Source organism: Streptomyces sp. NPDC037203 (assembly GCF_055605065.1).
The window spans coordinates 211,149-224,908 of sequence record NZ_JBVJUC010000007.1; the positions used below are offsets into that span (position 1 = coordinate 211,149).

General features: G+C 72.0%; 9 protein-coding genes. 5 read left to right on the forward strand and 4 right to left on the reverse strand.

Features of this window, described 5'->3' with window-relative positions:
* Positions 1–68 precede the first annotated feature (68 nt).
* From ACZ7EC_RS21060 to ACZ7EC_RS21075, 4 genes are all read right to left on the reverse strand, one after another.
* The gene (locus ACZ7EC_RS21060) at positions 69–2,813 is read right to left on the reverse strand and encodes an ATP-binding protein (protein ID WP_471064595.1); all 2,745 of its coding nucleotides are present in this window, start codon (positions 2,811–2,813) and stop codon (positions 69–71) included.
* Between the two features lie 327 nt (positions 2,814–3,140).
* Entirely contained in the window at positions 3,141–4,166 is a 1,026-nt protein-coding gene (locus tag ACZ7EC_RS21065; protein WP_471064597.1) for an AraC-like ligand-binding domain-containing protein, read from the reverse strand.
* 120 nt (positions 4,167–4,286) lie between these two features.
* Positions 4,287–4,904: an FMN reductase gene (locus ACZ7EC_RS21070; RefSeq protein WP_471064598.1), complete on the reverse strand. Its 618-nt coding sequence runs from the start codon at positions 4,902–4,904 to the stop codon at positions 4,287–4,289.
* Complete coding sequence (locus ACZ7EC_RS21075; protein WP_067054624.1) at positions 4,901–5,986, reverse strand: LLM class flavin-dependent oxidoreductase; 1,086 nt, start codon at positions 5,984–5,986, stop codon at positions 4,901–4,903. Before ACZ7EC_RS21075 ends, ACZ7EC_RS21070 begins: the two co-directional genes overlap by 4 nt.
* Before the next feature lie 245 nt (positions 5,987–6,231).
* Between ACZ7EC_RS21075 and ACZ7EC_RS21080 the strand changes: the two genes are divergently transcribed.
* From ACZ7EC_RS21080 to ACZ7EC_RS21100, 5 genes are all read left to right on the forward strand, one after another.
* Positions 6,232–7,599 (forward strand): cytochrome ubiquinol oxidase subunit I, encoded by a 1,368-nt coding sequence (locus ACZ7EC_RS21080; RefSeq protein ID WP_471064600.1) that lies wholly within the window; start codon positions 6,232–6,234, stop codon positions 7,597–7,599.
* Positions 7,592–8,851, forward strand: coding sequence for a cytochrome d ubiquinol oxidase subunit II (locus ACZ7EC_RS21085; protein WP_471064601.1), 1,260 nt, complete (start codon positions 7,592–7,594; stop codon positions 8,849–8,851). The genes ACZ7EC_RS21080 and ACZ7EC_RS21085 overlap by 8 nt, the downstream gene beginning before the upstream one ends.
* On the forward strand, positions 8,848–10,563 hold the full coding sequence (locus ACZ7EC_RS21090; RefSeq protein ID WP_471064603.1) for an ABC transporter ATP-binding protein/permease: 1,716 nt from the start codon (positions 8,848–8,850) through the stop codon (positions 10,561–10,563). The genes ACZ7EC_RS21085 and ACZ7EC_RS21090 overlap by 4 nt, the downstream gene beginning before the upstream one ends.
* Positions 10,560–12,194: an ATP-binding cassette domain-containing protein gene (locus tag ACZ7EC_RS21095; protein ID WP_471064605.1), complete on the forward strand. Its 1,635-nt coding sequence runs from the start codon at positions 10,560–10,562 to the stop codon at positions 12,192–12,194. Before ACZ7EC_RS21090 ends, ACZ7EC_RS21095 begins: the two co-directional genes overlap by 4 nt.
* A 736-nt stretch (positions 12,195–12,930) precedes the next feature.
* Positions 12,931–13,305, forward strand: a complete 375-nt coding sequence (locus tag ACZ7EC_RS21100; RefSeq protein WP_471064607.1) for an SsgA family sporulation/cell division regulator — start codon at positions 12,931–12,933, stop codon at positions 13,303–13,305.
* Positions 13,306–13,760 lie beyond the last annotated feature (455 nt).

Here is a 13,760-nt window from a genome sequence, read left to right on the forward strand (position 1 = left end):
AGCGCATCCGGTTACCGCGGGCATCGCGTGAACGTACCAAGACGTGGCGGACGTACCGGCGGATCCGCTCAGTCCTCGGGCAGGGCCATGACCACATGGGCCAGCTGGACCCTCGAGTTGACCGACAGCTTACGGAAGGCGGAGGCCAGGTGGGTGTTGACCGTGTGCGGGGAGACGACGAGCAGGTCGGCGGCCGACCGGTTGGTGTGGCCCGCGGCGACCAGGCGCGCGATTTTCTTCTCCGAGGCCGTGAGCGCCTCCCAGCCCTGGACCGGGCGCGGTGTGGTCGCCCCGCGGCTGTCGGCCCCGGCACGGTCCAGATCGCGCTGTACGCGTGCCGCCGCGGCGTGGGCACCCGACTCGGCGAACAGGCCGTGGGCGCGGGTCAGGGCGGCCTTGGCCTCGGTTCCCCGGCCTGCCGTCAGCAGTGCCCGGCCGAGATCGGCATGGGCGCCGGCCCGAACCAGCGGGCGCGGGCTTTCCCCGAGGAGTGCCACCGCGCGTTCCAGCAGAGCGAGGTCGCCCCGCACCAGGCCCGCGGCCTGGGCGGCGATGCCCGTGGCGGTGGGCACGGCCGGGTTGCGGGCACCGTGGGCCTCGGCCTGTGCGGCCAGATCCTCCGCCAGCGCGTGGTCCGCGCCGCCGAGGGCCATGCGTATCGCGGAGTCGACCCAGGTGCGCAGCAGCCGCCAGCGCATGAAGGGACCTTCCTGCTGCACCCGCCGGATCCTGTCGAGGGCGAGCGCGGTGTTCCCCTCGTCGTCGGCGATGAGCGCCTCCAGGAAGCGCACCGCTGCCGTGTTGCCCGGGTTCGGTTTGGTCGCGCGTCGTTCCCGCGCGGCGGTCAGCTGGTGCCGCGCTGCTTCCCGGTCGCCGCGTAGTAGGGCGATCCAGGAGCGGATCACCCGGGCGTTCACCTGCTGGACGCAGATGTGTACGTCGTTCTCCAGGCGCTCCATGGTGACCAGGTCGGCCTCCGCGTCGTCGAGGTCACCCAGCCCCAGATGCTGCGAGGCCTGAGCCCACAGCAGCATGGTCTGCGGCACCGAGCCGCCGTCGTCCGCCGTCCGCAGCAGCAGCCGCCGGCCGGCCTCGAAGTCGTCCATGTGCTGGTGCGCGACGATCTCTTCGGGAAGGAAGGCGGGCTCGACGGCGCTGAGCGCGGTGAAGCGTTCCAGCGCGACGGCGTTCGCACCAGCGTTCAGAGCGCTCTCCCCCAGACCGAACAGGGCCAGCACGTGTGCCTCCCGGTCACCGGTCGCGATGGCCGCACGCAGGGCGTTCTCGCCGGCTTCCCGTGCCGCGCCGAGATCCTCGCCCCGGGAGAGGGCCAGCGCGCGCAGGGCGGTGAGCCGCGCCTCGACCTCCGGGGCGGCACCGCCGAGCGCGAGGGCTGTCTCGGTGCGGCGGCGCAACTCCTCGGCGACGTCCAGGTTCCACAGCGTCCCGCCGAGGGCGGCCTGGATCCGGCCGAACGTCTCCAGCGGCGGCCGGGCGGCCAGCAGCCGGTCGCCGGTCTCCAGCGCCTCGCGGTTCCGGCCGGCCCGGGTCAGACAGACGATCGCCTGCACACCGACGTCGTACCACGACGGCCGTCCGGGAGGCACCAGTTCAAGGGCCCGCGTCATCAGGTCGGCCGCGAGGCCCGGCGTGACCGACAGGACGTCGTCGGCGGCCTGCCGCAGCAGCGTCACCGCTTCGTCGTCTCCGGGCTGGGCGCTCCGGAGAATGTGCGACACCGCGTCGATCGGCCGGTGCCCGGCCGCGACCAGGTGTCCCGCGGCCTCCCGGTGCAGGGCCTTGCGGGCTGACGGCGGGATGTCCACGTAGACGGCCTGGCGCAGCAGGTCGTGCCGGAAGACCAGCTGGTCGCCGTCGTCGTCCAGGAGCCCGGCGCGCACCGCCTCCTCCAGCTCCGCGAGCAGGCCGGCGGACGGTCGGCCGTAGAGCGCGGCGGCCTCGAGGAGGCCGAATCTGCGTCCCAGCACCGCTCCCATCTGCAGGAAGCGCAGGGTGCTGGGCTCAAGTGACCTGAGCCTGCCGCGCACGCCCACCACGAGCCCCTCGGGCACGGGCTCCCCCGACGGGCCGGTGGTCCGCAGTCCCGTGAGCATCTCGACCGCCAGGAAGGGGTTCCCGCCGGCTCCGTCGAGCAGCTGCCGCACCCGCTCGTCGACGGCCGCGCCCAGGGTGTCGTCGGCCAGCTGGCCGATCGCCGTGCCGGAGAGCGGTCCCAGGGGCACGGTGACCGACGGGAGCCCGCTCGCGGCCGCCTCGACGATCTCCTGCGCCGGGCCGGCGGGATCCTGCCGCCCGGTGAGCACCCAAAGAACCGGCGATGTCCGCAGGCGTGCCGGGAGCTGTTTCAGGGCGAACCGGCTCAGTGGGTCGGCCCACTGCACGTCGTCCAGGGCGATCAGCACGGGCATCTCGGCGGCCCTGGCCTCGATCGCTTCCGCCACGCGCTCGACCAGCCAGATCCGCTGGTCGTGATGGCGGGTGAGGTCGGCGAACGCGTCACTGGACAGCAGCGGCCGGTCACCGTACAGGAGGCAGGCCGCCAGCGAGGAGAGCGGGACGATGTGGTGCAGTTCGTCGGCCTTGCCCAGACCGACCGAGAAGCCCGCCATACCGGCCGTGATGACGACCTCGCCGAGCAGCGCGGTCTTGCCTATGCCCGGCTCCCCTCGGAGCAGGACCAACGCGCCGCTTCCGGTGCCGACCACCGATGCGAGGACGGCCCGCAGCTGTTCGAGTTCGGTCTCTCGGCCACGCAGACCGCGCCGGGACAGCGACCCGTCCGACCGCTCCACTCACGCCCCTCTGTCCGCACTCGCCGACCGCCTCCGGTCCAGGCAGCCATACGGAGCGGCGATGTCGCCCTATGCCGTCGCCCGCCTGTCCGGGTGGGGGGCCGGCCGAGGCGCGGACGGCGCTCCGCGTGTCCACTATCGCAAGAACCGCAGCTCAGTGCATACCCCGGGGGGGGGGCGGCCAGGGCCGTGCGGCGGCTCTGAGCGGGTTGGGTGACGTCGGCTACGGTTCGGCAGCGCCGCCAAGGGGCGCGGCGAACTGCGCGACCAGCCACGACGACGGCCGTGGACGAGCGACGGCATGGCGCGGCACTTCGAGCGGAGGGTTCAGGCGTCCAGCGGCGACGTGTGCGTACGACGCTCGAGTGCCGCGTGGTCCCGCCACTCGACGGGGGACATCCCGTAGGCGGCCCGGAACGCCCGGCTGAAGTGGGCGGCGCTGATGAAGCCCCACCGTCGGCCCACCGCGGCGATGGTCCGGCTCGCCGCGTCCCGGCGGGCCAGCTCGCGTCGGCACTGCTCCAGCCGGCGGCCCTGGATCCACCGGCGGACGGTGGTCCCCTCGTTCTGGAAGAGGCTGTACAGGTAGCGCAGGGAGATCTGGTTGGCCCGGGCGATGGCCTCCGGGGCCAGGTCGGGGTCCGCCAGGTGACGGTCGATGTACGCCTGGACCCGCATCAGCAGCACGCGGGTGGCGCTCGGTGTGCCCGTGCTGTCACCGCCGCGTCGCTCGTCGGCCAGCACCGTGAGCAGGTCCAGGACGTTGCGGGTGATCAGGTCGCCGACGTGCTGCGGATACGCGTCCGCGGTGTCCACGAGGCGGGACAGGAAGGGGGACAGCAGGTGGCCGAGGGGCGTCGTGGAGTCGAGGGGAGAGGCCGTGATCCGGCACAGGTCCGACTCCCTCAGGCTCAGCAGGTGCCGGGGCAGGACGAGAGCCTTCGTCTGGAAGGTGTCGGGGAAGGTCAGCCGCATGGGACGCGCCCGGTCGTAGACGAAGAGCTGCCCGGGCTCGACATACGCGTCGCGCGCGTCCTGCTCGACCCGGGCGAGCCCGCTGTTCAGCAGCATCACGACCACGTGGTCGTCGCCTGTGGACCCCGCGATGAGGCGCGGTGTGCGCACGGTCTGCAGGGCTTCGCTGTCCACCGTGACGCCCCGTGTCCGGCCCGCCGGTGACGCATGGATCGTGCCGGAGAACACCTCCTCGGCGAGCTTGACGTCCACGGCTCCGAAGGTGTGGGCCACGGCGTCGCGCCAGTAGGTCCGTCTTCGCTCCCTGGGCACCCCGTCCGTGGTGTAGAAGATGCCCGCGGGCTGCTTCCCCGTCCCCTTCACCGATACGTCCGACATGATCTCCGCCCTTCAGCCGCTGTGCGCTGCGGACACCGTGCCAGCGGGGCACGGGGTGGCGCATCGAGTGAACGCACTAGATCCGGGATCCGGGGCGGAGATACGGGGGACCGCGGGACCTCAGTCGAAGCGCAGGTCGGAGAGCTGCCGTTCGAGGGCGGTGACCTCGTCGTCGGGCGTCGTCCCCGACGCCGGGCGGGCCGTCATGGCGACGGTCAGTTCACCGGCCGCCCGCTGGATGCGGGCGGGCAGGCCCTCGGTGTAGTCGTCGGCGCCGGACCCCCAGTCCTCGGACGCCGCGTACACCGCGGTGGGGACGACACCGGCTCGCAGGTAGGCGAAGAGCGGGCGCAACGCGTGCTCCAGAACCAGGGAGTGGCGGGCCGTCCCTCCCGTCGCCGCGATCAGGACCGGCGTGCCGGTGAGGGCGTCCGGGTCGATGAGGTCGAAGAAGGACTTGAACAGCCCGCTGTAGGAGGCGGTGAACACGGGCGTCACGGCGATCAGGCCGTCCGCGCCCGTCACCGCGTCGATCGCGGACGCCAGCTGGGGCGGCGGGAAACCGGTCACGAGCTGGTTGGCGACGGCGACGGCCAGTTCGCGCAGCTCGATGACCTCGGTCTGTACGTCGTGGCCCTCGGCGGCCAGGTCGGTGCGGGCCGACTCGGCGAGCCGGTCGGCGAGCAGGCGGGTGGACGACGGGGTGCTCAGCCCCGCCGAGACGGCGACGAGCTTCACGCGGCGGCCACCTCCCGCGCGGTCCGCAGGGACTCGTGGGTGGGCGCGTCCGGCACGTCGGCCGGGCGGCCGATCGCGAACTCCTTGCGCAGCACCGGTACGACCTCCTCGCCGAGGATGTCGAGCTGCTCCAGCACGGTCTTCAGTGGCAGGCCCGCGTGGTCCATCAGGAACAGCTGCCGCTGGTAGTCGCCGACGGTCTCGCGGAAGGACAGCGTCCGCTCGATGACCTGCTGCGGGGAGCCCACCGTCAGCGGGGTCTGCTCGGTGAAGTCCTCCAGGGACGGCCCGTGGCCGTAGACCGGCGCGTTGTCGAAGTACGGGCGGAACTCCCGTACGGCGTCCTGGGAGTTCTTCCGCATGAACACCTGCCCGCCCAGGCCGACGATGGCCTCCTCGGGCCGGCCGTGACCGTGGTGGGCGTACCTGCGCCGGTACAGCTGGACCATCCGTCGCGTGTGGTCGGCGGGCCAGAAGATGTTGTTGTGGAAGAAGCCGTCGCCGTAGAAGGCGGCTTGTTCGGCGATCTCGGGCGAGCGGATCGAACCGTGCCACACGAACGGCGGTACGCCGTCCAGCGGGCGGGGCGTGGACGTGAAGCCCTGCAGGGGAGTGCGGAACGTCCCCTCCCAGTCCACGACGTCCTCGCGCCACAGCCGGCGCAGCAGGGCGTAGTTCTCCTTGGCGAGGTCGATGCCCTGCCGGATGTCCTTGCCGAACCAGGGGTAGACCGGCCCGGTGTTGCCGCGGCCCATCATCAGGTCCACCCGGCCGCCGGCCAGGTGCTGGAGCATCGCGTAGTCCTCCGCGATCTTCACCGGGTCGTTGGTGGTGATCAGTGTCGTGGCAGTGGAGAGGATCAACTTCTCGGTGCGGGCCGCGATGTAGCCGAGCATCGTGGTCGGCGACGACGGCACGAACGGCGGGTTGTGGTGCTCACCGGTCGCGAAGACGTCCAGGCCGACCTCCTCCGCCTTGAGCGCGATGGCGACCATCGCCTTGATGCGCTCGTGCTCCGAGGGAGTACGGTCGTTGGTCGGGTCGGGGGTGACGTCCCCCACCGAGAAGATTCCGAACTGCATGGGCGCCTCTTCGTTCCGGCGAGCTGTGTGGATGCGGGAAATGTAGGCACGACTCGGACGATGCCCCTTGTCCGTGCGTGCAGCGGTGCTGGTCCCTCGGTGCCCTCCTGCGGCCCCCGGGGTGAGCTGCCGCCTTTCCGTCCGTGACTGTGCAGCGTGGGGCCACTGCACGGGCGCTGAGAGGCAATCGCCTTACCCGGTCGGCTGCCTAGCGTGGCAGTCCCCCCTGCTTCCCCGGAGTACCCATGGCTTCCGCAACCGTCGTCGAACTGTCCCGATGGCAGTTCGCGATCACCGCGATCTTCCATATGACCTTCCCCGCGCTCACCGTCGGCCTGTCCGTGCTCCTCGCGGTCGTGTACACGGTCTACGTGCGCACGGGGAATCCCCTGTATCTGCAGATCTTCCGGTTCTGGAAGAAGATCTTCGCCGTCGGCTTCGGCCTGGGCGTGGTCGCGGGCACAGTGATGACGTTCGAGTTCGGCCTCAACTGGGGCGTCTACGCCCACGCCGTCGGTCCCGTCATCGGGGTCACGATCGGCATGGAAGTGATCACCGCCTTCTTCCTGGAGGCGGGATTCATCGGCCTGATGCTCTACGGCGACGGGCGGATCCGCCCGCGCACCATTGCATTGGCGAGCTGGATGGTCGCCTTCGGCACGCTGCTGTCCACCACCTGGATCCTGTCGGCCAACAGCTGGATGCAGGACCCCGTCGGCTACGAGAAGGTCGACGGACAGTTCCACGCCCGGGACTGGGCCGGCATCCTGCTCAATCCCGCCTTCGCCCACCGCTTCCCGCACATGCTGCTGGCCGTGCTGATCAGCGCCGCCTGGTTCGTCGGCGGGATCTCCGCCTGGTATCTGGTGAAGAACCGGGTGCACGCCCGGCCCATGGCCCGCCGCTGTTTGTCCATCGCGCTCGGTGTGCTGGGTGTGCTGATGCCGATCCAGCTGTACGTGGGAGACGGCACAGCGGTCTTCATGGGTCAGCACCAGTTGCCCAAGCTGGAGGCGTTCGAGGGCAACTGGAAGAGCGACAACAACGGCTACAACCTGCTCGTCGTCCCCGACACCGACAAGGGCGAGAACAGGCTGCACGTCGAGATCCCCTACCTCGGCTCGGCCATCGCCCAGGACCTCAGCGGCAAGACGAACACGCCCGGCCTGCTGCTGACCCCGCCCGGTGAACGCCCCAACATGTGGACCACCTTCTACGGCTTCCGCGCGATGTACTTCACCGCGCTGCTCATGTTCGGCACGGCCTTCGCGGGCGTGGTCCTGCGTATGCGGCGCCGCCTGTTCGACTCGCGGCGCTTCCTCAAGTGGCTGGTGTGGATGACCCCGGCCGGGATCATCGCCATCACCGGCGGCTGGATCGTCGCCGAGACGGGCCGCCAGCCCTGGGTGGTCTACGGCCAACTGCGCACCGCCGACGCGGTCTCCCACCTCAGTGTCCTCGAAGTCACGGTCAGTCTGGCGGGCTTCGTCCTGCTCTATCTCACCCTGCTGGCCATCTGGGCCCGCTACATCGTCCGCACGGTCAAGGCCGGCCCCGAGGCCCTGCCCACGGGGCCCGCCGCGCCCGACACACCGGAGGCCCTCGTTGCTTGAGTACGCCAGTTACGTGCTCGTCCTCTTCTCCCTCGCCATGTACGTCGTTCTCGACGGCTACGACCTCGGGGTGGGCATGCTCAGCCTGGCCGCGCGGCCGGAGCGCCGACGGGAGTACGGCGAGATCGTCGCCACCGCCTGGGACGCCAACGAGAGCTGGCTCATCCTGGCCGGGGTCGTCCTGTGGGCCGGACTGCCGGGTGTCTACGCCGTGGTCCTGCCCGCCGTCTACCTGCCGTTGACCGGCATGCTGATCGCCGTCATCCTGCGCGGCCTCGGCCTGGAGATGCACAGCGCGGCCGACGGCTACCGGCGGGGCTGGGCGTTGCTGTTCGGTGGAGCGTCGCTCGCCGCGGCCGTGTGCCAGGGGCTCGTCCTCGGGACCGTGCTCACCGGCCCGCACCAGCGCGACGGCGTCTTCACGGGCGGTGCGTTCAACTGGCTCAGTCACTACGGCGTGCTGTGCGCACTGGGCCTGGTCGCCATGTACCTGCTGGCCGGTGCCGCCTGGCTGCAGGACAAGACAGAGGGATGGTCGCGGCCGGAAGTTAGGGGCACCGGACGGGCGTTGCTGGTGGCCACCGCTGTCATGGCGGTCGTACTGAGTCTGCTGCTGCCGGGCGCCGACCCGCAGCGGTTCGATGTCCACTCGTTGCGGGCCGTACTGTTCTGGCTCACGGTCGGTACCGCCGTGGTGGCCGGTGGGGTCGCCTGGTACGGCTTCGGGCGGCGCCCCGACTGGCGGCCGTTCGCCGCGGTGGCCACGATGACGGTCTGCGGACTGCTCGGGCTGGTGGCGCTCACGGCGCCGGTCGTCGTACCGTCCGCGCTGACCGTCCACCAGGCCGCGAGCCCGCACTCCTCGCAGCTCTTCCTGGTCCTGGGCGTCGGGCTGTGCATGCCGTTCGTGCTGGCCTACAACCTCTACGCCTGGCGGAGTTTCCGCGGCAAGTACACAGATCCGGTGGAGCGTCCGCTCCCGCCGCTGCCCGTCCGCACCCGCCCCTTGACGGCCCCCACCGTGTCCGAAGGCGGCGCGCGGACGGTCGTACGACGGATCCCGCTGGTGGTGCTCGGCATCCTGGCCACCGCCCTGTCCCAGGACGTCTTCGGCGGTGTGGCGGACTGGATCGGTCCTGTCGGCATCACCGTCCTGGGCGGTACGGCCATGACGGCGTGGATCGCGGGTGACCGCCGGGACCGGCGTGCCGGATACTTCGACGCGGACGCCGAGGCGGAGAGCGCCTCGTGACTGCCGCGGACGTGCTCCTGGACGAACTGACCGGGGACGCGGTGCCTGCCGCCCGGCTCAGGGGGTGGGCGGACGCCGGCCGAGCGGAGCTGTGCCGGGCGGGGCTGCTGCGCGGCGCGGCCCAGCTCGGGACGGTCCTGTGGGCGGGCGGGCTGTCCTGGGGCGCCGAGCGCGGCCTGTCCGCCCTGCACAGCGGCCCCGCGTCCGCCGTGCTACCGCCCGCGTTGCTGATCGCGGGTGGCGTCGCCCTGCGCGCCCTCCTGCTGGCCGCGGGCGACGCGGCGGCCGCGCACGGCGCGCGTACCGTACGGGAGACCCTGCGCGGGCGGCTCGTCGAGACGGCGCTGCCCGCGTACGGCCCGGCCTCTGCCGAGGCCGACGACGCGGCCGTGATCCAGGCCGTCGACGGGGAGGTGGACGAGCTGACCGACTGGCTCACCGACTACCTGCCCGCGCGGATCAGCATGCTGCTCGGCAGCGGCCTCGTCCTGGCGGCGATCGCCGCCCGCAGTTGGTTCGTCGCCCTGCTCGTGCTGGCCGCCACTCCCCTGCTGCCCGCCAACCTCAAGGTCATCGGCCTCGGCACCCAGACCGCCGTACGCGCCCAGCTGACCGCGATCCGCGGCCACCGGGCCCGGCTCCTCGACCACCTGCGCGGCCTGCCCACCCTGGTCGGGCTCGGGGCGCACGACCGGGCGGCCGACGAGCTGGCCCGGAACGACCGGGAGGTCGCCGGACGCACCGAGAAGGTGCTGCGCATCGCCTTCCTGTCGACGGCGTGGGTCGAACTGCTCATCACCGGCACCCTCGCCGTGGTGGCGACCTACTGCGGACTGGTGCTGCTCGACTATCTGTCCCTGCCTGTCGTACCGGACCGCATGAGCCTGTCCGCCGCCCTGTTCGTGCTGGTCCTGGTGCCCGCCTACTTCGCGCCGGCCCGGGAACTGGCCGCCGGGTACCACGCCCGCGCGCGGGCGAGTGCCGCGGCGGGCCTGCTGGGCCAGGTGCTGGACGCGGGGCGTGAGGTCACCGCGGTGCCACCGGCTCCACGACGTGCCACCGCGCCGCCCGGACTGCACCTCGTCATGGTGACGGGTCATCACCAGGAGCGAGGAACAGCGGCGTTGGAGGGGCTCGAGCTGCGCCTTGCGCCGGGGCGGTGCCTCGTGGTGACGGGTCCCAGCGGGGCCGGGAAGTCCACGCTGCTCGCCGTCGCAGCCGGGCTGTACACGCCGCGCGGCGGACGCGCGTTCCATGTGCTGGACGGCCGGCCCGTCCCCGCCGCTCCCAGCCGGGTCGCCTGGGTGGGCCAGCCCGCGCACCTGCTGCCGGGCACCCTGCGAGAGAACCTGCTGCTGGCGAGGCCCACCGCGAACGACGACGACCTGCTGGACGCCATCGCCACCCTCGGCTTCGAGGACCTCCTCGCCGCGCTGCCGCGGGGACTGGACACCCCGCTCGGCGAACGCGGCTCCGGCCTGTCCTCCGGCCAGTCCCAACGGCTCGCCCTGGTACGGGCGTTGTTGCAAGACGCGCCGCTGCTGTGCCTGGACGAACCCACCGCGCACCTGGACCCGGAGGCGGAGCGGCGCGTGCTGTCCGCGCTGCGCACGCTGGCCCGCGACCGTACGGTCCTGCTCGCCACCCACAGCCCCGCGCTGCTGACGCTTGCGGACCAGGTCGTCAGGCTGGACCACGGGAGGACCCGATGAAGCCGGTGAACGGGATCAGCGCATGGCGGCTGCTGCGTACGGCGACTTCCCGCCGCGCCCTGCTGACCGGCGTGCTGTGCGCCGCCGCGGCGGAGGTCAGCGGGGCCGCGCTGCTCGGGGTGTCCGGCTGGTTCCTGACGACGTGTGCTGTGGTCACCCTCCAGGCCAACACCACGTGGTCCTGGATGTATCCCTCGGGTGCGGTCCGGGCCCTGGCCCTCACCCGCACCGGTCTGCGCTACCTGGAACGCCTGGTCAACCACCGGGCCCTGCTGGACACCCAGGTGGCCCTGCGGGCCCTGCTGGCACGCGGCGCCGCCGGACTGACGCCTCGTCAGTTGCGCGCCGAGCGCGACGGAACGCTGCTCACCCGGCTCACAGCCGATGTGGAGACCGTCGCCGGCCTGCCGGCGAACGCCCTCGCCCCGCTGACGGCCGCGCTCGCGACCGCGGGCCTGGTCGATGTCCTGCTGCTGTGGGCGATGCCGATCCTGGGCCTGACCGAACTGGCCGTCTGGGCGGTCGGCCTCGCCTGCGTCCGCCGCTTCCACTTCCGCGCGCGCACCCACCTCGCCGACGCCGCCGCAGCCAGGGCCGCGCTGCGTACGGTGTTGCTGGACAGCCGGACGGCCTTCAACGAGCTGCGGTGCCTGGACGCGGTGCCGTTGGCACGGCGAACGGCCACGAGCGCCATGGCGGCGGTCGAGTCCGCCGAGTGGGCCGCGGCCCGGGCCGAGCGGCAGGGCCGCCTGGCACTGCGTCTCCTCGCCGCACTCGGCCAGGCGGCGGTCCTGGTCATCGCCCTGCGCGCAGCCCCGGCCCAGCCGATCGCGGTGGCAGTCGGCGAGGTGTTGCTCATAGCCGCCGGATGGGAGCTGCTGGAACGGATTCCGCGACTGGCGCAGCACCTGACTCAGGCCAAGGACGCGGCCGGGCGGCTGGCCCCCCTGGCGGCCACCGAGGCACACCCGGCGGGCCGGCAGCAGGCGACCGAGGGCATCCTCGACGTGGTCGGCCTTCCGCTCGTCGGCTCCCTCACGGCACTCACCCTGACCGCCGCGGGTCCCGCTCTCATCCTGATCACCGGCCCCAATGGCAGCGGGAAGTCGACCCTGCTCGGCCAACTCGCCGGTCGCGAACCGGCGCCCGCCGGCACCGTCCTCCTCGACGGCACTCCCTTGCACGAGCTGTCGGCCGCGGCCGCCGCCGAGACGCTCACCCTCGTCGAGGCAGACGACTGGCTGGCCGACGACACGCTCGCGGCCAACCTCCGCCAGGCGGCACCGTCGGCCGACGCCGCCGCACTGCGGGCCGCTTTGGAAGTGGTCGGCCTGTCGGTGCTTCCGTTGCAGACGCCGGTGGGTCCTGGCGGCCGTCTGCTGTCCCAAGGGCAGCGAAGGCGCCTCGCCACGGCCCGCGCCGTACTGAGGAGTCCTCGGATCCTGCTGCTCGACGAGCCGGTGGCGGGCCTGGACCGCGCCACCGCCGAGGCGCTCCTGGCCGCGCTGCCCCGGGCGTTGCCGCAGACCACGCTGGTGATCGCCCTCCAGGAACAGGACGTCGGCCTGCTGGAGGGCGCCGCGGATGCCGTCGTACGACTCGGACGAGCCGTGGAGCGGGCGTGCGCGTAGTCCCCGTACGGGGCTGTACCGGCGGCGCGCGGAAGGGGCCAGGGCCGTGTTCGGCCCTGGCCCCTTCCTGTCGTTGCGTCAGTCGGTCTCGGAGTCCGGGATCAGATGCATCGCCGCCTCCTCGGGCGATACCCCGGCGCCGTCCGTCCCCGGTCGGAGGCGAACCGGTCGGATTCGAGGCTCACCCCTCGCCACCGCTCCGACGCGTGACGCCGGTGGTTCCCCCGTCCAGGGCCTCTCCGGGGGCGAGCGGCCCTCGTCCAGAGCCTGGTCATCCGCGGGCGGTCCGGGGTGTGGGACGCGTCCAGCAGCGCAGCGTCGTCCTGAATGTCCGGACATCGGCTCTTCCCCCCGCGTTGGTGATCCCCCGCCGTAGGAGTGGCCGACGAGGGCCACTGGACCGGAGATTGTCGCCGGGAAGTCGGACAGCGTCTCGGCGTCGTGGGCGACACCGCGCAGCGGGTTCGGCGGGGCGTAGACGTCGTCACCGGCGTGAAGCGGAAAGGGCGAGGGGCGAGGGGCGAGCGGAATCCGAGCACTCCGGGAACACGCGTGCCGCACAAGTGCCTTTCCGGACAACCCCCGGTGCACTTGTCGGCAAGGCAACGGAGCAGCCGCGGCTTACGGTCGTCCACAACCGTACGAACAGTCAGATACAGGGGGCGGAGTGAGAATCCCTCTTTCCGATTCCGCGGACGCGTGCTCGATCGTCTTTCCCACGGAAGTCCATATCAGCGTGACCGGCGAAGCGTGGGTACCGCTCCCCGCCGCACTCCGTTACGACGTGGCCGACCCGTATGCCGTGCGCCTGTCCATGGGCGCCCCTGCGGCCCCTTCCGTCGACTGGGTCTTCGCCCGGTCGCTGCTCGCGGACGGACTCCACCGGCCCACGGGAATCGGAGACGTGGTGGTCATCCCGCGGCACCGCCGCCGTCCGGAGTCGGTTCGCATCCTCTTCAGGACTCGCACAGGGGCGGCGCTTCTCGCGGTCCACGCCCTCGTGGTCACGGACTTCCTGCGCCGGTCCGAGGCGCTGGTGCCGCCGGGCACCGAGCACCACCACATCGATGTGGACCGCGTCATCGACCGGCTCACGGCCGGCCACGAGTGAGACGCCGCTCGGCGCGATCCAGGTGACGGCCTGCAGGCACAGCCGGGGTCAGGCCGCGTGCAGGACGGTGTACAAGGTGTCCGTCACCTGCACCCGGGCCGCCCGGGAGGCGTGCGTGCCGCGGAGCAGGTCGAACAGCACGATCTCCGAGAGTCCCCGGAGACGGTCGCTCGACAGATTCCCCGCGTGGTCTCGGGTACGTCTCAGCGCGTGCCGTACTTGGCCGTCCGGTCGCGCGAACCGGCTGCCGAGTCGCTCGACCGCCGCCTCAGTCGCCGCCTCACCCTCTGGCTCCGGTACGACGGCTCCTCCTGGGATGCCCTCCATGGAGAAGAGCGCATCGGCGGACGCAATTCCCCGCTCCACTACAGCTGTTCGACGCACCGCATCCCGCCGTGGCCATCCCTGTCCTCCGCATACCTCGACACTCCCCACGACACAGGGTAACGAGGCCA